Genomic DNA, 21565 nt, shown 5'->3' with positions numbered 1-21565 from the left:
CCTCAGGCCACCATGCCGCGCTGGACGAATTCGACGGCCATCAGCAGAGCGAAAAGCCCGCCGAGTGCGCCGAGCCCTGCAAAGAACAGCTTGCGCTGGCGCAGCCGCGCCGCCTGGGCCGTCTCGGTGAGCGTGCGCGAGATCGATCCCAGAACCGGCAAGCCGGTGGCGGCCTCGAGCTTGCTCGTCGTCGCGAAGGTCGTGCGGAGCTGGCCCAGTGCAAAAGCCGCGCCAAGGCCTGCGCCGACACCCACGATCAGCACGCCGATCAGCAGCAGCGGACGGTTGGGAGCCACCGGCGCGCGCGGCGTCGTCGGCGGATCGATGACCTGGAACTTGATCGCCTCACGCTCGGTCTTCACCTCCCCGCGCAGGCGCAATTCCTCGCGGTCCTGCAGAAGCTTATCGTACTGCTGACGCAGGACGTCGTAGTCGCGACCGATACGCTGCGCCTCGGCGGCGATCTCGGGATCGTTGATCTGGCGCGCCGTAAGCTGGGCGATCTCGGCCTGGATCGTCGAACGGCGGGCGTTAAGCGACTGGACGCTCGCCCCGCGATCCGCCTTGATCGACTGCAGCGAGCTGTAGGCCGGATTGGGTACGCCGCCGACGTTGCCGCTGTCGCTCTGCGCCGCGGCGCGCAATGCGGCGATCTGGTTCTTCACCGAGACGACGTCGGGGTGATTATCGGTCAAACCGCGTGCGCGCATCTGCGCTAGGTCGGACATCGCCTGCGCCAACGAACTCTTGGGGCTGCTGGTGCCGGGACCGCCCGCGATCGTCGCCGGGGTACCCGCCAACTGGCCATTGATCGCAGCGACCGCGCTCTGCGCGCCGGCGAGATCGGCATCGATGCCGCGCAGTTCGGCACGCGCCGCCTCGAGCCGCTGCAGGCCGGCTTGGCCGCCCGCGACCATGTCGGGGTTCTTGGCTTCGAAGGCGAGACGACGCTGTTCGGCGGCCTCGAGTTCCTTCTCGCGCTGCTGGAGCTGGCCGTTCACGAACTGCAGGGTCTCGGTCATCTCGCCGCGGCCGCCCGAGAGGTTCTCCTCGCGGAAGATGTCGATCATCTTCTGCGCGATCTCCTGCGCGAGCTTGGCGTTCTCGGCCTCCGAGAGTGATCCCTGCGAAGCCTTGGCGGTGATCTCGAAGATGTTCTCTTCGGTAGCGGCAACCTTGACCGACTTGCCGAGCGCGATGACCGCGCCTTCCATGTCCTTGGGCGAGCTCACCGAATCACCGAGCTTGGTCGACCGGATCACCTTCTCGAGGTTGACCGCGGAGGTCAGCGTCTGGCGGATGCGTTCGATGTCGCGCTTCTTGTCGGCAACGCCGATGCCCACCTGTTCGGCCAGGGCATCGTCGAGCTGGATGAAGATGCGCGCCTTCGATTCGTAGCTGTTGGGAATCAGGGCGACGACGAGCCACCCCAGAAGGCACACGCCCCAGGCCACCGCCAGAGCGAGCCAGCGGCGGTTCCAGACGCTGTGCAGCGCGGACAGGACCTCGTCGTAGAGCCCGTTCATGTCAGAACATGCTTTCGGGGATGATGATGACGTCGCCCGGCATCAGCATCACGTTGGCGCGGCTGTCGCCCTTCTTGAGCAGATCGCCGAGCTTCACCTGGAATTCGCGCTGCTTGCCCAGCGTCTTGTCGAAGCGGATCAGCTTGGCGCGGTTGCCCGAGGCGAATTCGGACAGTCCGCCAACAGCGATCATCGCGTCGAGCAGCGTCATGTTGGCGCGATAGGGGATCGAGGCCGGCTTCTCGGTGGCGCCGACGATCCGAACCTGCTGGCTGAAGGTGCCGGCGAACTTGTTCACGATCACCGAGACCAGCGGATCCTGGATGTACTGCGAGATCTGGAGCTTGATGTCCTCGGCCAGCATCGAAGGCGTCTTGCCCACGGCCGGCATGTCGGTGATCAGCGGCGTGGTGATGCGGCCGTCGGGACGGACCTGAACGCTCGCGCCCAATTCGGGGTTGCGCCAGACGAAAACCGTGAGTTCGTCGAGGGGCCCGATGACGTATTCTTCGCCGGGCCCTTCCTGCATCGCCACGAATGAGGCGGAGGGCAGTTCGGGCTTCGACGAGCCCGCGCAACCCGAGAGGGCGAGGCTCGCGATGGCACTTCCTGCAAGGAGCCGGAAGAAGCGGTCACGTGGCATTTTGGCACATCCTCAACAGTGCCGGCCGGCGATGGGAACTGGCCTATTCCCACACGCAAGCCAGACGTTTTCGGATGCAGCTATCGGTAAAAAGGGTGAATATTGCGTTAGCCTTGGCCGCTAATCGTTGGGGAACCGCGGCTTGCGAGCCGCGGTGTCCCGATACGACACAGCGGTCGGTCTAACCCGCAAGCTCCGCGTAAAGCGCCGTGCGATCGATCTTGCCATTGGGTCCGATCGGCATGGCCTCGCGCCAATGAATCAGCTTGGGCTGCATGAAATTGGGCAGTTCCTGCATAAGTTTGCGCGGTAGTTCTACCTCGGCTTCGGAACTTCCTGCGGTCGCCCGGACCACGAGATGCACGGCCTGGCCGAGCCGCTCGTCGGGCAGGCCCAGCGCCACGGCCTCGGCAACCAGGCCGGTCGCCAGCGCAGCCTCTTCGATCTCCTGTGGGCTGATGCGATTGCCCGCCGACTTGATCATCGCGTCGCGCCGACCGACGAAATAGAGCAGGCCCTCGGCGCTGCGGCGCACGCGGTCGCCCGACCAGACGGCCATGCCGCCATAGCGCGATGCGGCGGGTGCGGGCTTGTAGCGCTCGGCCGTGCGTTCGGGATCCTGCCAATAGCCGTGCGCCACCAGCGGCCCGGCGTGGACGAGTTCGCCCTCCTCGTCGTCGGCAGCTATCGCACCGGCGTCGTTGACCACGAGGATCTCGGCATGGGGAATCGCCTTGCCCATCGAGGTCGGGTGCGTGTCGATCAGCGCGGGATCGAGGAAGGTCGAGCGGAAGGCCTCGGTCAGGCCGTACATCGCGAAAAGCCGTGCCTGCGGGAACAGCGCGCGCAGCCGCCGTACGAGATCGGGCGTCAGAGCGCCGCCGCTGTTGGTCAGCCGGCGCAGCTTGGCGCGCGTCTGTTCGGGCCAGTCGAGCTCGGAGATCTGGACCCAGAGCGGCGGCACCGCAGCCAGCGTGGTCACCCCGTGCTTCTCTACCGCCTTTATGAGATCACGTGGGGTCAGGTAGTCGAGCGGGACTACGCGGCCGCCCGCGTACCAGGTCGAGAGCAGCTGGTTCTGGCCATAGTCGAACGACAGCGGCAACACCGCGAGCGTGCGGTCGTCGGGCGCGAGGCCGAGATAGTCAGCTACGCTCTCGGCACCGAGCCACATGTTGGCGTGACTGAGCATCACCCCCTTGGGCCGGCCGGTCGATCCGCTGGTGTAGAGGATCGCCGCGAGTCCGTCGGGATCGGACTCGGACAGCGGCAGGTCGACCGCAAGGGCAGCGGCAGCGGTCAGCGCATCGGCTTCTGAGATTTTCTCGCAGCTATCAGGCACATCACCTTTTTCCAACGTCGAAAGCCGCGCCGGCGTACCGACGATCAGGCGCGATCCGCTATCGGCGAGGATATGCGCGACCTGCGCGTGCTTGAGCAGTGGATTGATCGGCACGTGAACCAGCCCGGCGCGCGCCGCAGCGAGCGGCATCAGGCAGGTCAGCTCGCCTTTGGCCGCCCAGGTGGCGACACGGGCGCCCTGCTCGGGTATCTGCGATCGAAGCCAGCCCGCCAGATGGGAGACACGCGATCTTAAGGCCTTGTAGCTAAGCGTTCCCTCGCGCAGCACCAGCGCGGGCGCTTCGTCGGCACCGCGGAGCACGAGATGGTCGAGCGGCCGGATCGTCGTCTCGGTGTCGGCGTGCAAGGCAGGCTCCAGTGGGGGAACGGCGGGTGATCGCCATCGAGTATCATGCTGATCTTAAGGAAGTGCAATCGGACGCGGCTCTCGCGACCCTGCTTTCCTCGGAGATGCAGCAGACGCCGTTCGACCGCCTCGCCTGGTGGCAGGGGCTCGCCGAGCATTGCGGGATCGAGCCCCTGCTCGCGGTGGCGCGCGATGGCGATAGCACGACGGTACTGCCGCTTCAGCGCGCCAACGGCGCGCTCTCGGGCCTCGCCAACTGGTACTCGTTCCGTCTGCGCCCTGTCGCCTCACCCGGCGCCGATGCGACCGGAATGCTGACGGCTCTGGCGCGTGACCTCGCGCGTAAGGCGCCGCGCCTCACGCTCGCAGGCCTTCCCGACGAGGACGGCAGCGCCGAACTCGTCGAAACCGCGTTCCGCCGGGCGGGCTGGATCGCCTTGCGTGAAACCTGCGACACCAACCACGTCCTGCACCTTCAGGGGCGCAGCTACGACGCCTATCTGGCAGGTCGACCGGGACCTTTGCGCACCACGCTCAAGCGCAAGACCGCGAAAGTGGAAACGCGCATTTTCAATCAGTTCGATGCGGAAGCCTGGGCCGACTATGAGGATATCTACGCCGAAAGCTGGAAGCCTAGCGAGGGCTCGCCCGATTTCCTTCGTGGTTTCGCCCAGGCTGAGGGCGCGGCAGGGAGGCTTCGGCTCGGTGTGGCCTATGCCGAAGGACGCGCGGTGGCTGCACAGATGTGGACCATCGAGGGCGGCACGGCCTTCATCCACAAGCTCGCGCACCGGGAGGACGCCAAGCCGCTTTCACCCGGGACCGTGCTCAGCGCCGCCCTGTTCCGCGAGGTGATCGACACCGATGGAGTCGGGCTGATCGACTTCGGCACGGGTAACGACGGCTATAAGCGCGACTGGATGGAGGAGGTCCGCCCGCGCTATCGTCTCGAGATGATCCGTCCCGAAGCCCCGCAAAACTGGCCCTTTCTCGCCAAGCGCGCACTCAAGCGCCTTGCGGGCCGCGGTAAGCGTGGCTAGAGCCCGCCCAATTTCGCAGCTCAACGGCCAGAAAGGCGCCCTAGAACGCTCATGCAGACCGACACCGACCAGCTTCTGCGCCGCATCCTTACCGATGTCCTCGGACTGAAGGCGGGTCAGGCGGATGGCTTCACGGCGGACACCGGTCTGTTCGGCCACCTGCCCGAGCTCGACTCCATGGCGGTCGCCGGTCTGCTGACCGAGATGGAAGATCGCCTCGACATCATGATCGAGGACGACGAGATCGATGGCGAACTGCTGGAAACCTACGGCTCGCTGCTCGCTTTCGCCGAGGCCAAGCGCACCACAGCGTGATCCCGGGCGCCTGGCCCTGCCCCACATCCGACGGCGCGACCGCCGACGAATATGCGCTTTGCTTCGATAGCGGCCGGATCGACCGGCTGCTGATCGTTCCTGCGCTGTTCGATGAGGCCAACCGCCTGCGCCGGTTAACCGTCGAGGTCATGCGCCGGCTCGACGCGGCGGGGATCGACAGCATTCTGCCCGACCTGCCCGGCTGCAACGAAAGTCCCCAGCCGCTCGATATCCAGACGCCGACGACCTGGCGCCGCGCGATGGGGGCGGCCGCCGAACATTTCCGCGCAACGCATGTGCTGGGCATCCGCGGCGGCGCCATGCTGACGCCCGCAAGCTTGCCGGGCTGGCACTATGCGCCGACGAAGGGTGCCGCGATCCTGCGCCAGCTCTTCCGCGCACGCATTCTTGCGTCGCGTGAAATAGGCATTTCAGAAAGTCAGGACAGTCTTTTGGAAACCGGACTTCGTGAGGGGCTCGAACTATCCGGTTTCGGTCTGGGCGCGCAATTCCTCGAGGAGCTCCAGAGGCTGGAAGCCATCGACGGCGCCAGCGTGATCGACCAGGAGATGATCGGCGGTGGCGGCCTCTGGCTCCGCGCTGAGCCTGGGGAGGACCGGAATCAGGCCGATGCGCTTGCAGCGGTCTTGGCGATCGGCATCAAGGCATGAGCCGGCGGCATCTGACCTTTGCCTGCGAAGGCTCGACAATGGTCGCTACGCTTGACGAGGCGCCGGGTACCGCAGGGCTGCTGATCGTCAGCGGCGGGAACGAGTTGCGGTCGGGCGCTTGGGCCGGCCAGGCGCGGATCGCCGCACGGATCGCCGCAGCGGGCTTCCCCGTACTCCGCTTCGACCATCGCGGCGTCGGCGACAGCGATGGCCCCAATGGCAGCTTCGAAACGCGCGGGCCAGACATCGCCGCGGCACTCGCGTCGTTTCGGAAGACCTGTCCCGAACTGAGCCGGGTCATTGGCTGGGGCAATTGCGACGGCGCGAGCGCGCTGATGCTGGCACGCGGCCTGGGATTTGAGGGGCTCGTTCTTTCCAATCCCTGGACGATCGAGGAAGACGATGCCGCGCAGCCGCCCGAGGTGCTCCGCGATCACTACAAGCGACGGCTGGCCGATCCGACAGCGATCAGGCGGCTGCTGACGGGCAAGGTCTCGGTCGGCAAGCTGGCGGCTTCGTTGCGCGACGCCACGCGCAAGCCCGCGCCGCCGACGACGCTGACCCAGAACCTGGCGCGGGGGCTCGCCGATTTCGCCGGTCCGACCCGTTTCCTCATCGCCGAGCGCGACCGGACGGCTCAGGCTTTTCTCGCCGCCTGGGACAAGGCCGACGCGCGCATCCGGCGCTGTCCGAATGCGACGCACAGCTTCGTGGAAAGCCATTCCCAGGAATGGCTTACGGAGCAAATTCTCGAAATGCTGCGAGCTTAGTTCAGCCCGCCTGCGCCGCCAGCTTGACCGCCTCGAACTCGCGCTCGCCGACGAAGCGTTCGGCGTCGAGCGCGGCCATGCAGCCGGTGCCCGCCGCGGTCACGGCCTGGCGATAGGTATGGTCCATGACGTCGCCGCAGGCGAATACGCCGGGGATCGCGGTCTTGGGCGTACCCGGCTGGACGACGATATAGCCGCTGTCGTCGAGTTCGAGCTGGCCCTTGAACAACTCGGTCGCCGGCGCATGGCCGATCGCGACGAAGGCGCCCTCGGCGGCGAACTCGCTCTCCTTGCCGGTGATCGTGTCGACCAGCAGCAGGCCGCGCAACGCACCGGTGGTCTCGTCGTGCAAGAACCTTTCGACCTTCTTGTGCCAGAGCGTTGAAACATGGGGATTTGCTTCGAGGCGATCCTGCAGGATCTTTTCGGCACGCAAGGTGTTGCGGCGATGGATGAGAGTGACGTCCTGGCTGTGGTTCGTCAGGTACAGCGCTTCTTCGACCGCCGTATTGCCGCCACCGATGACCACGACCTTCTTGCCGCGGTAGAAGAATCCGTCGCAGGTTGCGCAGGCCGATACGCCCTTGCCGCCGAGCTCCTGCTCGCCGGGCACGCCGAGCCACTTGGCCTGGGCTCCCGTTGCGATGACCAAGGTCTCGCCCTCGTAGACGTCGCCGCTGTCGCCCACCGCGCGGAACGGGGGGCCCGAGGTGAGATCGACCGAGAGGATCGTGTCCCAGATCATCCGCGTGCCGACATGCTCGGCCTGGGCCTGCATTTCCTGCATCAGCCAGGGGCCCTGGATCACATCGCGGAAGCCCGGATAGTTCTCGACATCGGTGGTGATCGTCAGCTGACCGCCAGGCTGCAGGCCCTGGACGACGATCGGTTCCATGCCGGCGCGCGCGCCGTAGATCGCGGCCGAAAGCCCGGCGGGTCCCGAACCGATGATGAGCATGCGGGTGGTATGAACGGTCATGAAAATCCTCCGGCTGGCTGGCGAGATAGGATGCATGGGGCGGCTTTGCCAAGCCGGCCTGCGCAGCATTCCTTTCCTCGCGGATAGGGCGGGTATCCTGGGGAGCCTATCGCGCAGAGCCGCGTTTCCGATGCAACCGCAGGAGCCCGCCTTATGCCCAGTAATCTCGCCCCCGCCGCACAGCTCGCCGCCAAGCGCCAACCGCCCTTTGCCGAGGAGAGCACCGACTATGCCCAGGCGCGCGAGGCGCTGCTCGCCGAGGAGATCGAGGTGCGACGCCATGTCGGTCGCCTCGCCGCGCAGATTCGCGCCCTCCCTCCGGGGCCCGAGATCACCGAGAACTATCGCTTCATCGACCCCAACGGCGTGGAGATCGGCCTCGAGGAAATGTTCGGCGGCCATGACTCCTTGGTGATCTATCACTGGATGTTCGGCCCCGACCGTGAGCGCCCCTGCCCGATGTGCACGGCGACGCTCGGCTCGCTCAACGGCAACGGCGCCGACATCGCCCAGCGCGTGGCGCTGGCGGTGACGGGGCGCTCGAAGGTCGAGCGGCAGATCGCCTTCGCGCAGGAGCGCGGCTGGCGGGACCTGCGCTTTTTCCAGAGCGTGGGTGACGACTGGGCGCTGAAGATCGGCGGGCTCGATCCCGACAAGGGATGGGAAATGCCGGCCCTGCTGGTCCTACGACGTCAGGGCGATATCGTGCGCCTGCACTGGATGGCCGAAGGCAGCCAGGAAATGGCCGATCCCGGCGAGGACCCGCGCGGCGCCGTGGAATTGCAGGCCTTGTGGAACCTGCTCGACCTGACGCCGGAGGGCCGTGGCATAGACTGGTATCCCAAGCTCGACTATCCGCCCATCTGACGGATGGATTGACGTCGCGACGCAGCGGTCGCATCCCGGAGCCATGCGTACCACCGGCCCCGTCTCGAACAGCTTCATCTCGCAGCGCCTGCGGCTCCACTACGTCGACTGGGGCAATCGCGAGGCCCCGCCATTGATCCTCCAGCACGGCGGGCGCGACCATTGCCGGTCGTGGGACTGGGTCGCCGAGGAACTGACCAAGGACTGGCACGTCATCGCCCCCGACCTGCGCGGCCACGGCGACAGCGCCTGGTCACCCGAGGGGCACTACGGCATGGACGCCTTCGTCTACGACTTCGCGCAGCTCGTGCACACGCTCGGGCACGAGCAGGTGACGATCGTCTCGCACTCGCTCGGCGGCAACATCGCCACGCGCTTCACCGGGCTTTATCCCGAAAAGGTGCGCAAGCTCGTCAACATCGAGGGCCTCGGCCCATCGCCCGAACTGCGCGCCCAGGCCGAGGCAGAGGGCGCGGCCAACCGCGTGCGCAAGTGGATCGAGGACAAGCGCAAGGCCTCGGCCCGGCTACCGCGCCGCTATCCGACTCTCGCCGCCGCCTATGCGCGCATGAAGGAGGAGAACGGCTTCCTCAGCGACGAGCAGGCACGCCACCTGACCGTGCACGGCGCGAGCCGCAACGAGGATGGCACCTGGTCGTGGAAGTTCGACAACTATCTCAACGTCTGGTCAGCGAACGACATGCCTCATGCCGAGCAGATCAAGCTGTGGGAGGCCATCACCTGCCCCGTACTGATGTTTTACGGCACCGACAGCTTCGCCTCGAACCCCGAGAAGGACGGCCGTCTCGCCCATTTCCCGACCGCCAGCCTCAAGGTCTACGAGAAGGCCGGCCACTGGCTCCACCACGATCAGTTCGACCGCTTCATGTCAGACATCAGAGAATTCCTCTAACTCTTTCAATCATATGACAAGGGCAGCACGAATTCGTTCCTGCTTGGCGGAATCCACTGCCAGCACCTCTGCGAGATAGGCGTCGATTGTGCCATGGCTTGCGCGGATCGCAGCGAGGCCTTCGGCGAGATATTCGGCCTCGACCCCACGCAGGGCCTGGCCCGTCGCCTCGTCCATCCGTTCGTACTTCGACACGTCGCTGCCGCTCCTGCCGTGGAAATCGCGGCCGGCCATGACCGTGTTGGTCAGCAGATAGTCCGCCATGACGTCATCGGCTTGGACTCCGAGCACGTGATGCGTCAGCGCGACCGACAGCCCGGTGCGGTCCTTGCCCGCAAAGCAGTGGATCAGACTCACCCCGTCGTCGGCGAGTGCCGAGAAATGGCGACGCAGCACGGCGACGAGGTTCGCGCGATACGGCATCTCGGCATAGAGCCGCCGCATCGCGCCGCGCGCATCGGCTTCGGTCAGCACACCCTTCGCGGCGTCGATGTGGGACGCCAGTGCTGCCGATTCTCCATCGCAGGTAAGGACTTGTGCGGCAAAGCTTGTATGACGCCTGCAGGGATTGAGCGTCCGTTCGCTATCGCCGCGCAGATCGGTGACCGTGGTCAGCCCAAGCCCCGCGATCACATCGAGATCGGCGTCGCTGGCGCCGACGTGCTGCCCAGAGCGCCAGAGCACACCGCGTTTGACGCGGCCGCCGCCGGCCACGGCATAGTCGCCGTAGTCGCGGAAGTTGTTGACGCCCTCGAGGCTGAGCACACGGCTGTCGGTCATGGTCACGCCTCCACCAGAGCGCTGCGCAACCGCTCGCGCAGCGCCGCATCGGCGCCGAGCACCTCGGCTAGATAGCCGTCTGTCGAACCGTGTCGCTCGGCCATCGCCGCGAAAGCGCCCTCGAGGTATTCGGCCTCCACCCCCATCAGAACGCGCAGGACCTCGTCGTCGAGTTGGCCGGTCAAGGCCGTGATCGTCGCGGCGCCGGCTGCGATGCGCGCCTCGACGTCACCCGCGGTGTTAGTCAGCAGGTAGTCGGCGATGATGTCGTCGCGGTGGACGCCCGCGGCCAGGTGCACCGCGGCAACGGCTATGCCCGTGCGGTCCTTGCCGGCCATGCAATTGACCAGGCTCGCACCGCGCCCTTCTGCGAGCGTCGCCAGCATCTGACGGATCGCGGCAACCAGTTCGGGGCGGAAGGCGATCATGCCGTAGTTCTTGCGCAGCCCCTCGCGGGTCGAGGTGACGTCGCGCTGTCGCGGCGCCTGGGCGGCGGCGACGTGCGGGGCCGAATGGCCCGCCTGGCGAACCGGCGGATCCTCGCCGAAGATCACGGCTGCGGCAAATCCCTCGGGCCGGCGACACGGGTGTGTCGTCCGTTCCTTCGACGAGCGCAGGTCGAACACCGATGCCAGATCGAGCGCCGCGATCCGCACCAAATCCGATTCGCTGGCGCCGTGGTGCTGGCCCGAACGCCAGAGCAATCCGCGCCGCAGACGCCCGCCACCGGCGACGGAATAGCCGCCGTAATCGCGGAAATTGTGTACGCCATCCAACGCAAGCACGCGGTCTTCCGACATAATCAAGTTCTTCCTATTGCCGATACTAGCTATGCTTAGTATCCGCCGCGCGGTTGAGGAAACAGGAAATCCTATGAACGCCGAGAGCTCGATATCCGTGGATGATGACAGCCAGGGTGACGTGCCCCGGCAGCGCCGCGGCCTGCGGCGTGTGCTCATGCTGGCCGCGCCCGTCGTGGTGCTGGTCGGCGCGCTCTATTTCTACCTGACCGGCGGCCGCTACGAGTCGACCGAGAACGCCTCGCTGCAGACCGGCCTCGTCGCGGTCAGCGCCAGCGTCTCGGGCAAGGTCGTCGCGATCGAGGTCACCGAGAACCAGCGCGTGAAGAAGGGCGACGTGCTGTTCCGCATCAACACCGACGGCTTCCAGACTTCGGTCGCCGCGGCGGAAGCGCAGCTTGCCAATGCCCGCACCGATGTCGGCGCGAAGCAGGCCGACTATCAGGAGGCGATGTCGCAGGTCAGCGCCGCCCAGGCACGCGCCGCCTATGCCCGGAACGAAGCCGCCCGCCAGGCCTCGCTGCTGCGCGAAGGCATTTCGTCGAAGGCGCAAGCCGATCAGGCCGCGACCGAGGCGCGCACCGCGCGTGACGCCATCGCCGCGGCCCAGGCCAAGGCGGAGAGCCTGCGCGCCAGCCTCGCCGGCCAGATCGGCGGTCCCGCCGACGCCCAGCCGGCGGTGCGCCAGGCCGCCTCGCAGCTCGAGAGCGCGCGGATCGCCCTGCGCGACGCCGTCGTCCGCGCGCCGCAGGACGGCGTGGTCACGCGCGTCCACCAGCTTCAGGTCGGCAACTATGTTACCGCAGGCCGCACCGTGTTCATGCTCAGCGGAACGCGTTTCTGGGTCCAGGCCAACTTCAAGGAAAACCAGCTGCGCTACATGCGCGTCGGCCAGCCGGTGCTCGTCAAGATCGACGCCTTCCCCGACCACAAGCTCAAGGCCCACGTCGCCAGCTTCAGCCCCGGCACCGGCAACTCGTTCTCGATCCTCCCGGCCGAGAACGCGACGGGCAATTGGGTCAAGGTAGTCCAGCGCCTGCCGGTCGAGATTGCGCTCGACGAAGCGCCGGCGGCCGACCTGCCGCTGCACACGGGGCTAAGCGTCGAGGTCGAGGTCGACACCGGCCACCAGCGCCACCTGTTCGGCGCCGACACGCCGCCCTATGCGCCCAAGGCCAAGCCAGCCGCCGACCGGCCCTGAGCCCCAGCGGCGTGGCTACCGCCTATCCCGATCCGACGCGGCGCCTGCTGATCACGCTGCCGGCGATGCTGGCGTCGACCTTGGTGGCCGTAGACATCACGATCGCCAACGTCGCGCTGCCGCATATGCAGTCGGCGCTGTCGGCCTCGTCCGACCAGATCGTCTGGGTGCTGACCTCCTACTTGATAGCCGGCGCCATAGCGACGCCGCTGAGTGGCTGGCTGGCCAGCCGCTATGGCCGCAAGCTGGTGATGGTGCTGTCGGTCGCCGGGTTCACGATCGCCTCGGCGCTGTGCGGCGCGGCGCAGGACCTGACGATGATCGTCGTGGCGCGCGCGCTCCAGGGCGCGAGCGGCGCAGCGCTGATCCCGCTGAGCCAGGCGATCCTGCTCGACATCAACCCGCCCGAGCGGCTGGGCAAGGCGATGGCGCTGTTCTCGCTCGGCTCGATGGCCGGGCCGATCATCGGTCCCTCGCTCGGCGGCTGGCTGACCGATGCGATGTCGTGGCGCTGGGTGTTTTTCATCAATATCCCGGTCGGGCTCCTGGCGCTCCTCGGCATGCTGGCCTTCATGCCCGAGAGCCGGTCCGAAAAGCCCATGCGCTTCGACATATTCGGCTTTCTCGCGGTATCGACGGCGCTGACCGCTCTGCAGCTCATGCTCGACCGCGGCGAGCAGCTCGACTGGTTCGAGTCGCCCGAAATCCAGATCTACGCCGTGATCATGGCCGCGGCGGTCTATCTCAGCATCATCCACCTGTTTACCGCGCGCGACACGTTTCTGCGCCCCGAGCTGTTCCGCGACCGCAATTTCGCGGTCGGCAGCGCGGTCCGTGCCCTGCTGGGTATCGTGATTTTCGCAACGGTGCCGCTGGTCGTGGTCATGACGCAGAGCCTGCTCGGCTATTCGGCCTTCCGCACGGGCATGGTCGGCATGCCGCGCGCGCTGGGCACGATCGTCTCGACGATCGTCGTCGCGCGGATCATCGGCAAGGTGGACTCGCGGATCATCCTGTTCTTCGGGCTGCTGTCCTCGGCCGTGTCGATGCTGCTCTATGCCAAGATCGATCTCTACGTCGATCAGGACACCCTGCTCTACATCGGTTTCGTCCAGGGCCTGTCGGGCGGCATGGTGTTCCTGCCGCTGTCGGTGATGGTCTTCGCGACACTATCGGACAAGCTGCGCAACGAAGGCGCGGCGATGTTCGCGCTGACCGGCAACCTCGGCAATGCCATCGGCATCTCGCTGCTGAGCCGCGAACTGGTCCACGACACCGCTGCCTCGCGCGCCTATCTGGTCGAGGGGGTGCGGCCGGACAATCCGATCGTCCAGTACGGCATGCCCGACTTCGATCCCGGCGCGGCCGACGTGCTCGCCCGGCTCAACGCCGAGATCGGCCGTCAGGCCAGCATGGTCGGCAATGCCGACGTCTATGCCTTCGTCTTCTACGTCAGTCTGGCGATGATGCCGCTGATCCTGTTTCTGCGCCCGCCCAAGCACAGCGCCCACCAGGCGCCGCTGCCGGTGATGGAGTGACCCGATGCGTCGATACCTGCCCCTGATCCCGCTCGCCCTGCTCGGTGCCTGCACCGTCGGGCCCGACTTCGAGACCTTGGCCGCGCCGCCGCCGCAGGCCGGCTATGCCACCCAGGGCGCGGGCCGCGCCGCGCTGGGACAAGGCCCCGACCGGGGCTGGTGGACCGCCTTCGGCTCGTCCGAGCTCGACGCGCTGGTGGCGCGCGCGATCGCCAGCAACCACAGCCTCGCCGCGAGCCGGGCGACGCTCGAACGCGCGCGCGAGCGGATCAATGCCGCGCGCGGCCGCATGCTGCCGCAGGTCGACGCCGATGCGCGCGCCGAATACCAGCAGCTCAACCTCTCGGCCTTCGGCTTCGATGCCTTTTCGACGAGCGGTGGCCAGTCGATCAAGAATCCGCGCTTCGATCTCTACACGATCGGCGGCGGCGTGACCTACGATCTCGACCTATTCGGCCGCAACCGCCGCGCGCTCGAACAGACCCGGGCCGATACCGAAGCCAGCCAGCGCCAGACCGAGGCCGCGCATCTCGTCATCGCCGGGCGAGTCGTCCAGCAGGTGCTCGCGATCGCTGCGCTAAACGACCGCATCGCCACCGAACGCGCGCTTCTCGCCGAGGACGAGCGTAACGTCGACCTGACGCGCAAGCGCCAGCAAGGCGGCGTAGGTACGCTCGTCGAAGTGCTCAGCGCCCAGGCGCAGCTCGAGGACGATCGCGGCGGTTTGCCGGCGCTCGAGCAACAGCTCGTCGAGGCGCGCGGAATGCTCGCGATCCTCGTCGGCCTGTCGCCGGCCGAACTCGAGCCGACGCCCTTCGCGCTCGACCGCTTCGCCCTGCCCGCGCAGGTGCCCGTCGCCCTGCCCTCGGCGCTCGTGCACAAACGGCCAGACATCCTCGAGGCCGAGGCGCGACTCCATTCCGCCACCGCGGCGATCGGCGTCGCCACGGCGCAACTCTATCCGAACGTCACGCTCGGCGCGAACCTTGCGCAGTCGAGTTCGGTGCCCGGCGACCTGCTGAGCAACAGATATCGCGGCTTTGACCTCTTCGCGGGCCTCACCGCGCCGATCTTCCACGGCGGCACGCTCAAGGCGCAAAAACGCGGCGCCGAGGCCGATGCCCGCGCCGCGGCCGAGACCTATCAGCAGACCGTGCTCGAAGCCTTCGGCCAGGTTTCCAACCTGCTCTCGGCGATCGAAACCGATGGCCGTTCCTTGGCGACGCGCCAGGAATCGGCGCGGATCGCCCAGCGCTCGCTGCGTCTGTCCCGGCGCAGCTTCGAGGTGGGCAATTCCGGCGTGCTGCAAGTGCTCGACGCCAGCCGGACCTACCAGCGCAGCCAGCTCGCGCTCGTCGATGCGCGCTCGCGCCAGTATCTCAACGTCGCGCGGCTCTACGTCGCGACCGCGGGCGGCTGGCTCGAAAATGCAGCCACGACGCCAAGTGCACCACCGCCCGCCGGTGGTCAACGGCGGCTAACCCTCTTCGGCAGGTCCGATTTAAGTATAAACCCCTAAGATCCACGCCAAGATCACAAAGGAGATCGCTGTGGATCGCAGACGCGAAAGCCGGCTCTTCGTCGAAGTGCCAGGATCCTACGAAGTCGCGGGCTCGGCCCAGCGCGAGATCGTGTTCAGCGCGATCTCCGCCACCGGTTGCCGGCTGAACTACGTCGAGCCGCACATCGCGATCGGCCACGTCATCGCTCTCAACCTCGGGCCGATCGGCCCGCTCGCCGCGACCGTGCGCTGGCGCGGCCGGGACAGCGCCGGGGTCGAGTTCCACGTGCCGCTCGAAACCGCGATCGTCGACTTCTTCGCCGCCTTCTGCGGCGCAGCAGCCTGAAGTTCCCTTCGACTCTTCGCGCGGGCTGGGCTATCCTCCGCCGAACCGCAAAGATAACAGACGGTCGCAAATCAATCGGTTAGCGTGGGGACCTGCCAGGGGGGCGGTCTTGCAGGACCGACGGAGGGACACGTGCGCGCCGCAATGCTTTCGATCGCCATGACCGCGCTTGCCGCGACCGCTTCGGCGAGCGCGCAAGAGGCGCGTCCATCGCTGCAGGACAGCTTCCGCCTGGGCAATGCCCGCGGCGCGCTGTGCCAGATGCAGAGCCAGAGCGGCGATCCCGCGGTCGAGGGCATGTTCGACCGCGCCTGGGCGATCGTCTGTCGCGACGCCGCGCGCGCCGTCGGCAAGGTCTATGCGCTGCGTGACGATGCCACCGCGACGGCCCGCCTCGCCGTGGCGCGCGAGCCCGGCGTGGTCTGCGAAAGCGCCGAGACCACCGCGACGATCGCCGACGTCGGCCCGGTCTCGGTCACGCTCTGCCGGCTGACCGACGCCAACATCGGCTACAAGATCTACCGTGTCCGCGTCGGCAAGGTGACCTATGCCGCGCAGGGGCTGAGCGGCTACGACAGCGCACTCGAACTTGCGCTGCGCACGATCGTCACCGACCGCAACCTCGACGGTGAGATTCGCGTCGCGACGACGGGCCTCGCCGATCCTGTGGCCTTCGCGCGCGTCCAGGCCGGCGCGCTCGATCCGGCGCAGACCCTGGCCGAGGGCTATCGCCGCAACAACGCCGGCTCCTACGCCGAGGCGGCCGAGTTCTTCGACACGCTGCAGGCGCGTCTCGATGCCGAGGACACGGTGCGCGACACCACCGTAGGCCGCGACCAGCGGCTGCACGAATACCTCGTCAACCAGGCGCTGCAGAAGTCCAACCTCGGCGAATTCGCCGAGGCCGACTCGCTGTTCGCCGCGGCCGGACGCGTGTCGACGCTCGATCCCGTGCAGCTTCGCCTGCGCCGCAACTTCGAGGGCATGCACCTGCTCAACCAGGGCAAACTGGCCGAGGCCGCGGACGTGCTGACGCGCTCGGTCGTGCCCGTGGGCGTGATCGGCCTGGGTGGCGGGGTCGATATCACCGCGCCGCTGGCCGCCGAGATCAACTCCTCGCTGCCGAACGGACGGCGCTTCGGCGCGGTCCAGGCCACGACGCTCACGCCAGAGGAACGGGCCGCGATCCTCGATGCGCAGGCGCTCCAGCTGCGCGGCACGGTCCTGCGCCTGCAAGGCCAGCCGCAACCCGCCCGCGCGTTGCTCGATCGCGCCCTGTCCGACGCGACTGCCGTGCGCGAGGGGCGGATCACCTCGATCACTCGCCTGCGCGCACAGATCATGGCCGAGACCGCGCTGATCCAGGAGAGCCAGGGCAATTTCGGTGCGGCCGAGAGCCTGCTGCGCGGCGCGCTCGACCTGCTGAGCAACTCCTACCCCGAGACGACCGCGATGAACGGCGGGCGGGCGCGTCTCGCCGCCTTCCTCGTCCGCCGCGGCAAGCCAGCCGAGGCGATGGAGCTCTATCGCGCGATCGTCGCCAACACGACCGCGAACCGGCTCAACACCACGGGCCTGTCGAACCAGCTCGCACCCTATTTCGAGCTGCTCGCCAGCCAGATCCCCAGCCGGCCCGAACTGGTCGAGGACCTGTTCCTCGCCAGCCAGACGCTCGTCCGCCCCGGCGTCGCCGATACCCAGGCCGTGCTCGCACGCGAACTGCGCGACGGCGACGGCGAGTCGGCAGCCTTGTTCCGCCAGGCGATCAGCCTTTCGCGCGACATCGAGCGCACGCGCATCGAACTGGCGCGGCTGAACGCACTGCCGGAGAAGGACGGCGCGGTGTCAGAGCAGATCGCCTCGCGCGATCGCGACATGAAGCTGCTGACCGAGCAGCAATCGCTGACCTTCGCCCGGCTATCCGAATTTCCGCAGTATCGCGCGCTGTCGACCGAGGCGATGACGCTCGCCGAACTGAAGGCATCGCTGCGCGAGGGCGAGGCCTATTACAAGCTGGCCGTGGCCGGCAGCGGCGTCTACGCGATCTACGTCGACGCCCAGGGTGCCACCGCCTGGAAGACGCCGCTCGCCGCCGCGGACCTGACCGCCAAGGTCCGCGAACTGCGCGGCACGATCTCGCTGGTCGAGAACGGCCAGAACGTGACCTATCCGTTCGACGTCAAGCTCGCCCGCGCGCTCTATCGCGACCTGTTCGATCCGGTCGCCGCCCGACTAACGCCGGTCCAGCACCTGATCTTCGAACCCGATGGCGCGATGCTGCAGTTGCCGCCCAACCTGCTGATCGCTGATCAGGCCGGCGTCGATCGCTACCTGGCGCGCACCGCCGATCCTAATGCCGACGAATTCGACTTCCGTGGCATCGAATGGCTTGGCCGCAGCCATGCGGTCAGCACCTCGGTCTCGGCACGCGCCTTCCGCGACACCCGCCGCACTCCGGCCTCGACCGCCGCGCGCCAGTATATCGGCTTCGGCGACAACGCTCCCGCGACGCCGGGCCTGATACAGGCCAGCGCGACCCGTGGTCTGAACGGCGGCAATACGACCGATTGCTCCTGGCCGCTCAGCGAGTGGAACAAGCCGATCTCGGCGAGCGAGCTGCGACAGGCCGCCTCGGCGATCAGCTCGAGCGGCTCGCAGGTCGTCACCGGCGCAGCCTTCACCGACACGGCCGTGCGCAGCCGCACCGATCTGGCCGACTATCGCATCCTCCACTTCGCCACCCACGGCCTGGTCACGGCGCCGCGGCCCGAGTGCCCGGCCCGTCCGGCGCTGCTGACCTCGTTCGGCGACGGCGATTCGGACGGCCTGCTGAGCTTCAAGGAAATCTACGACCTCAAGCTCAACGCCGACGTGGTCATCCTTTCGGCCTGCGACACCGCCGGCGAGGCGAGCCGCGCGGCCACGCGCGAAGCGGGTGTCACCACGGGCGGCGGCTCGGCGCTCGACGGTCTGGTGCGCGCCTTCATCGGCGCGGGCAGCCGCACGGTGATCGCGAGCCACTGGCCCGCGCCCGACGACTTCAGCGCCACGCAGCGGCTGATCTCGGGGCTGTTCCGCGAGGGCGTCGGCCGGCCGCTGGCGGTCGCGCTGCGCGATGCCCAACGTCCGCTGATGGACGAGGCCTCGACCTCGCACCCCTATTACTGGTCGGACTTCGCGATCGTCGGCGACGGCGCCCAGCAGCTCATCGTCCAGCGCTGAGCCGATGCCGCGGCTCAAATCGACGCGGCTGCTGGCGCGCCGGATCGGCCCCGCCCGCGCGGTGCTCACCGCGCTGCTGCTGATCGCGGGTCTGCTGGTCGCGCGCTATTCCTGGACCTTGCCCTTCGTCCCGGTGGCCGAACGGTCGCTCTACGACCTGCGCGAAGCCTGGGCGGCCCCGATCGTCGAGCCCGACCCGCGCGTGGTCATGGTCGTGTTCAACGACGATACCTTGAACAACACGCGCAAGCGCTCGCCGCTCGACCGCGGGACTCTGGCACGAGCGCTGCGTTCGATCGACGCGATGGGCGCCAAGGGCATCGGCATCGATATCCTGATCGACCAGGAACAGGACGAGGACGCCGAACTGGTCGAGGCGCTTCGCGGCATGCAGACGCCGACCTATCTGGCCTATGCCTCGTTCGGATCGAACCGCGACCAGATCAGCGAGCGTCAGCAGCAATTCCTCGACGATTTCCAGAAGGCGATCGCGACCGACAAGACCAAGGCCACTTCGATCCGCCTGGAGGTCGACAGCGACAACGTCGTGCGGTCCTGGCCCAAGGTCGTGCCCGGCCTGCCTCCACTGATGGCGCGTGCGCTCGTCCCAGACGATCGCGATTTTGCGACCTATGCCGGGGCGATCCGCTTCCGCCAGGCCAAGTTCGCCGACTACGGGGTCTACAACAAGCTGCCGATAGACGTCTTCGCCGCCGGCGTGGAGATCCCCGCGCTGGCCGACCAGATCCGCGGCAAATACGTGCTGATCGGCGGCGACGTGATCGACTACGACCAGTTCGAGACCCCGCTCCGCCTGGCCACCGAGGGCCGGACGATGATCGGGCTCGAGGTCCACGCGACGATCCTGTCGCAGTTGCTCGACAAGGCCCCCTTCGCGCCGGTCACCGGCGCACAGCTCTGGCTGATCGCGCTGTCCGCGATCTTGCTCGGCGCGCTGTCGAGCATGGCCGCGGGCGCCTGGTGGCGCGTGGGGCCCGTGCTGCTGATCCAGGCGGCAGGCGTGGCCCTACTGCCGTTCTGGATGCAGGCTCGGATGATCGACACACAGAACCTTCCCGTGTTCGGCTGGGCGCTCGGCTGGGTCCTCGCCTTCATCGCGGTCGGCGCGGCGGCGCGCGCGGTCGGTGCCGAGCAGCGCAAGTTTGCGCAAGGCGCGCTGGGCAAGTACCTGCCGCGCGACATCGCCAACCAGATCATCCAGGATCCCGAGCAGCTCGCGCTCAAGGGCGAGCGGCGCGAGATTTTCGTCATCTTCAGCGATCTCGAGGGATTCACCGAGCTCAGCCACGCGCTCGACCCGCAAATGGTCGCGACGCTGCTCAACCGCTATCTCGACCTGCTGAGCGACGTCGTCCTCGCGCATGGCGGGACGATCGACAAGTTCGTCGGCGATGCCGTGGTCGCCTTCTGGGGCGCGCCGATCTCGCGCCCCGACGACGGCGAGCGCGCAGCCCGCGCCGCCTATGCCATGTGGCAGGCGGGCGAGGAGTTCCGCAACACCGCCCCGCCCGGCGTGCCGCCGATCGGCCGCACCCGCGTCGGCCTCCATTTTGGCGAGGCGATCGTCGGCAATTTCGGCGGGGAGGACCGCATTCAATACACCGCGCTGGGCGACAGCATGAACACCGCCTCGCGGCTCGAGGCGGCGAACAAGAAGCTCCATACCAGCGTTATCGCAAGCGCCGAGGCGGTGAGCCGGTCGGGGCTCGACTGGTGGCGCCCGATGGGGCGGATCACCCTGCGCGGTCGCGCCACGCCGGTCGACGTGTTCGAACCGACGCCGGACATGCCTAATGGTGCGTTAAGCCACATACAGGCGATTCTCGATCGTCTAGCCAAAGGTGACGGCGGGGCTCTCGCCGAGCTGGAAGGCCTTGCGGCGGCCAGCCCGGACGATGCGGCGCTCGCCAATCTTGTCTATCGGATGCAGTCGATCAAATCTGGAGGTTCCTATGTTCTCGAATAGCGTTCGCTGGAAGGTCGCCCTTGCTGCGCTGACCTGCTCGCTCGGCTTCGCAGGAGCCGCAGCGGCGCAGACGATCGTCGTCAGCGCCTCGGGGCCCTCGGCGCGCAGCTACCCGGCCGGCAAGTCGCTCGCCGCGGGCAGCCGCATCGTCCTCGCCGCCGGAGACACCCTGACCGTGCTCGACAGCCGTGGCACGCGCACCCTGCGCGGCCCGGTCACGACCAGCGCCGCCGCCTCGGCGACCACCGCGAACCCGAGCTTCGCGGCGCTCGTCGCCACGCAGAACCGCCGCCGCGCCCGCACCGGAGCGATCCGCGGTGCCGGCGAGAGCGCCAAGCCGTCGAACCTCTGGTATGTGAATGTCGCCAGTGAGGGCACGGTCTGCGTCACCGATCCCGCCGCGGTCGGCCTCTGGCGCCCGGATATGGAGCAGGCAGAGACCTTGACCATCGCGCCGGCTTCGGGCGGCAGCGCCAGCGCGCCGTTCCTCGTCGGCCAGAACGTCGCGACCTGGCCGGCCAGCCTGCCGATCGCCGAGGGCGCGAGCTACGTCATCAGCGGCGGCGGCCTGACCAAGCCCACGCGCGTGCGCTTCGCCTTGCTACCGGCGGCCCCCGGCGATCCGGCCGGCACCTATGCGACGCTCGACGCCAAGGGCTGCGATGCTCAGAAGCAGCTTCTGCTCGGCGCCCTGAAGAGCCCGAACTGAAGCCCACGATATAAGTCCCGAATAGAAGCAGCGGCCGGGTCGTTTCGTC

Annotated in this window: 19 protein-coding genes; 13 read left to right on the top strand and 6 right to left on the bottom strand. The window is 67.6% G+C overall.

Features of this window, described 5'->3' with window-relative positions; translation table 11 throughout:
• Window positions 1-2 precede the first annotated feature (2 nt).
• From WG901_RS03350 to WG901_RS03340, 3 genes are all read right to left on the bottom strand, one after another.
• Window positions 3-1526, bottom strand: a complete 1524-nt coding sequence (locus WG901_RS03350) for an XrtA system polysaccharide chain length determinant (protein WP_339585588.1) — start codon at window positions 1524-1526, stop codon at window positions 3-5.
• 1 nt (window position 1527) lies between these two features.
• Entirely contained in the window at window positions 1528-2169 is a 642-nt protein-coding gene (locus WG901_RS03345; protein ID WP_339585587.1) for an XrtA/PEP-CTERM system exopolysaccharide export protein, read from the bottom strand.
• A 181-nt stretch (window positions 2170-2350) separates the two neighbouring features.
• Window positions 2351-3877 carry an acyl-CoA ligase (AMP-forming), exosortase A system-associated gene (locus WG901_RS03340; RefSeq protein ID WP_339585586.1) on the bottom strand — a complete coding sequence of 509 codons (1527 nt, stop codon included), beginning with the start codon at window positions 3875-3877 and terminating at the stop codon, window positions 2351-2353.
• Window positions 3878-3903: 26 nt separating this feature from the next.
• Between WG901_RS03340 and WG901_RS03335 the strand changes: the two genes are divergently transcribed.
• From WG901_RS03335 to WG901_RS03320, 4 genes are read left to right on the top strand one after another with little or no spacing between them, the layout of a single operon-like run.
• Window positions 3904-4917 (top strand): GNAT family N-acetyltransferase, encoded by a 1014-nt coding sequence (locus WG901_RS03335; protein WP_339585585.1) that lies wholly within the window; start codon window positions 3904-3906, stop codon window positions 4915-4917.
• 51 nt (window positions 4918-4968) lie between these two features.
• Window positions 4969-5232 carry an acyl carrier protein gene (locus WG901_RS03330; RefSeq protein WP_339585584.1) on the top strand — a complete coding sequence of 88 codons (264 nt, stop codon included), beginning with the start codon at window positions 4969-4971 and terminating at the stop codon, window positions 5230-5232.
• A complete protein-coding gene (locus WG901_RS03325) occupies window positions 5229-5903 on the top strand; it encodes an alpha/beta hydrolase family protein (RefSeq protein WP_339585583.1) in 675 nt (224 codons plus the stop codon). Before WG901_RS03330 ends, WG901_RS03325 begins: the two co-directional genes overlap by 4 nt.
• On the top strand, window positions 5900-6673 hold the full coding sequence (locus WG901_RS03320; protein WP_339585582.1) for a hydrolase 1, exosortase A system-associated: 774 nt from the start codon (window positions 5900-5902) through the stop codon (window positions 6671-6673). Before WG901_RS03325 ends, WG901_RS03320 begins: the two co-directional genes overlap by 4 nt.
• Before the next feature lies 1 nt (window position 6674).
• Here the strand turns inward: WG901_RS03320 and trxB are convergent, their stop codons facing one another.
• Complete coding sequence (gene trxB, locus WG901_RS03315; protein ID WP_339585581.1) at window positions 6675-7652, bottom strand: thioredoxin-disulfide reductase; 978 nt, start codon at window positions 7650-7652, stop codon at window positions 6675-6677.
• A 153-nt stretch (window positions 7653-7805) separates the two neighbouring features.
• Here trxB and WG901_RS03310 point away from each other — a divergent pair, with 153 nt between their 5' ends.
• Both WG901_RS03310 and WG901_RS03305 read left to right on the top strand, forming a co-directional pair.
• Window positions 7806-8519, top strand: coding sequence for a DUF899 family protein (locus WG901_RS03310; protein WP_339585580.1), 714 nt, complete (start codon window positions 7806-7808; stop codon window positions 8517-8519).
• 43 nt (window positions 8520-8562) lie between these two features.
• A complete protein-coding gene (locus WG901_RS03305; protein ID WP_339585579.1) occupies window positions 8563-9432 on the top strand; it encodes an alpha/beta fold hydrolase in 870 nt (289 codons plus the stop codon).
• Window positions 9433-9441: 9 nt separating this feature from the next.
• Here the strand turns inward: WG901_RS03305 and WG901_RS03300 are convergent, their stop codons facing one another.
• Window positions 9442-10212 (bottom strand): tyrosine-protein phosphatase, encoded by a 771-nt coding sequence (locus WG901_RS03300; RefSeq protein ID WP_339585578.1) that lies wholly within the window; start codon window positions 10210-10212, stop codon window positions 9442-9444.
• 2 nt (window positions 10213-10214) lie between these two features.
• On the bottom strand, window positions 10215-11012 hold the full coding sequence (locus WG901_RS03295; protein WP_339585577.1) for a tyrosine-protein phosphatase: 798 nt from the start codon (window positions 11010-11012) through the stop codon (window positions 10215-10217).
• Between the two features lie 73 nt (window positions 11013-11085).
• Between WG901_RS03295 and WG901_RS03290 the strand changes: the two genes are divergently transcribed.
• From WG901_RS03290 to WG901_RS03260, 7 genes are all read left to right on the top strand, one after another.
• Window positions 11086-12213, top strand: a complete 1128-nt coding sequence (locus WG901_RS03290; protein WP_339585576.1) for an HlyD family secretion protein — start codon at window positions 11086-11088, stop codon at window positions 12211-12213.
• Between the two features lie 11 nt (window positions 12214-12224).
• Window positions 12225-13751, top strand: a complete 1527-nt coding sequence (locus WG901_RS03285) for a DHA2 family efflux MFS transporter permease subunit (RefSeq protein WP_339585575.1) — start codon at window positions 12225-12227, stop codon at window positions 13749-13751.
• A gap of 4 nt (window positions 13752-13755) precedes the next feature.
• Window positions 13756-15270, top strand: coding sequence for an efflux transporter outer membrane subunit (locus WG901_RS03280; RefSeq protein ID WP_339585574.1), 1515 nt, complete (start codon window positions 13756-13758; stop codon window positions 15268-15270).
• A gap of 31 nt (window positions 15271-15301) precedes the next feature.
• The gene (locus WG901_RS03275; protein ID WP_339585573.1) at window positions 15302-15598 is read left to right on the top strand and encodes a PilZ domain-containing protein; all 297 of its coding nucleotides are present in this window, start codon (window positions 15302-15304) and stop codon (window positions 15596-15598) included.
• A 144-nt stretch (window positions 15599-15742) separates the two neighbouring features.
• Window positions 15743-18820, top strand: coding sequence for a CHAT domain-containing protein (locus tag WG901_RS03270; protein ID WP_339585572.1), 3078 nt, complete (start codon window positions 15743-15745; stop codon window positions 18818-18820).
• A gap of 4 nt (window positions 18821-18824) precedes the next feature.
• Complete coding sequence (locus tag WG901_RS03265) at window positions 18825-20807, top strand: adenylate/guanylate cyclase domain-containing protein (RefSeq protein ID WP_339585571.1); 1983 nt, start codon at window positions 18825-18827, stop codon at window positions 20805-20807.
• Window positions 20794-21516 (top strand): hypothetical protein, encoded by a 723-nt coding sequence (locus tag WG901_RS03260; protein WP_339585570.1) that lies wholly within the window; start codon window positions 20794-20796, stop codon window positions 21514-21516. The genes WG901_RS03265 and WG901_RS03260 overlap by 14 nt, the downstream gene beginning before the upstream one ends.
• The last annotated feature ends 49 nt before the right edge of the window (window positions 21517-21565 follow it).

Origin of the sequence: Novosphingobium anseongense (assembly GCF_037482895.1) — a bacterium.
Lineage (GTDB): Bacteria > Pseudomonadota > Alphaproteobacteria > Sphingomonadales > Sphingomonadaceae > Novosphingobium > Novosphingobium anseongense.
The sequence above is the reverse complement of the archived record's forward strand: the minus strand, read 5'-3'. Positions and strand labels throughout refer to the sequence as shown.

Bases quoted from the DNA above. Each gene is read 5' to 3' on its own strand.
- WG901_RS03350 (WP_339585588.1), bottom strand. From the start codon at position 1,526: ATGAACGGGCTCTACGACGAGGTCCTGTCCGCGCTGCACAGCGTCTGG.
- WG901_RS03345 (WP_339585587.1), bottom strand. From the start codon at position 2,169: ATGCCACGTGACCGCTTCTTCCGGCTCCTTGCAGGAAGTGCCATCGCG.
- WG901_RS03330 (WP_339585584.1), top strand. From the start codon at position 4,969: ATGCAGACCGACACCGACCAGCTTCTGCGCCGCATCCTTACCGATGTC.
- WG901_RS03320 (WP_339585582.1), top strand. From the start codon at position 5,900: ATGAGCCGGCGGCATCTGACCTTTGCCTGCGAAGGCTCGACAATGGTC.
- trxB (WP_339585581.1), bottom strand. From the start codon at position 7,652: ATGACCGTTCATACCACCCGCATGCTCATCATCGGTTCGGGACCCGCC.
- WG901_RS03310 (WP_339585580.1), top strand. From the start codon at position 7,806: ATGCCCAGTAATCTCGCCCCCGCCGCACAGCTCGCCGCCAAGCGCCAA.
- WG901_RS03305 (WP_339585579.1), top strand. From the start codon at position 8,563: ATGCGTACCACCGGCCCCGTCTCGAACAGCTTCATCTCGCAGCGCCTG.
- WG901_RS03300 (WP_339585578.1), bottom strand. From the start codon at position 10,212: ATGACCGACAGCCGTGTGCTCAGCCTCGAGGGCGTCAACAACTTCCGC.
- WG901_RS03295 (WP_339585577.1), bottom strand. From the start codon at position 11,012: ATGTCGGAAGACCGCGTGCTTGCGTTGGATGGCGTACACAATTTCCGC.
- WG901_RS03290 (WP_339585576.1), top strand. From the start codon at position 11,086: ATGAACGCCGAGAGCTCGATATCCGTGGATGATGACAGCCAGGGTGAC.
- WG901_RS03280 (WP_339585574.1), top strand. From the start codon at position 13,756: ATGCGTCGATACCTGCCCCTGATCCCGCTCGCCCTGCTCGGTGCCTGC.
- WG901_RS03270 (WP_339585572.1), top strand. From the start codon at position 15,743: ATGCTTTCGATCGCCATGACCGCGCTTGCCGCGACCGCTTCGGCGAGC.
- WG901_RS03265 (WP_339585571.1), top strand. From the start codon at position 18,825: ATGCCGCGGCTCAAATCGACGCGGCTGCTGGCGCGCCGGATCGGCCCC.
- WG901_RS03260 (WP_339585570.1), top strand. From the start codon at position 20,794: ATGTTCTCGAATAGCGTTCGCTGGAAGGTCGCCCTTGCTGCGCTGACC.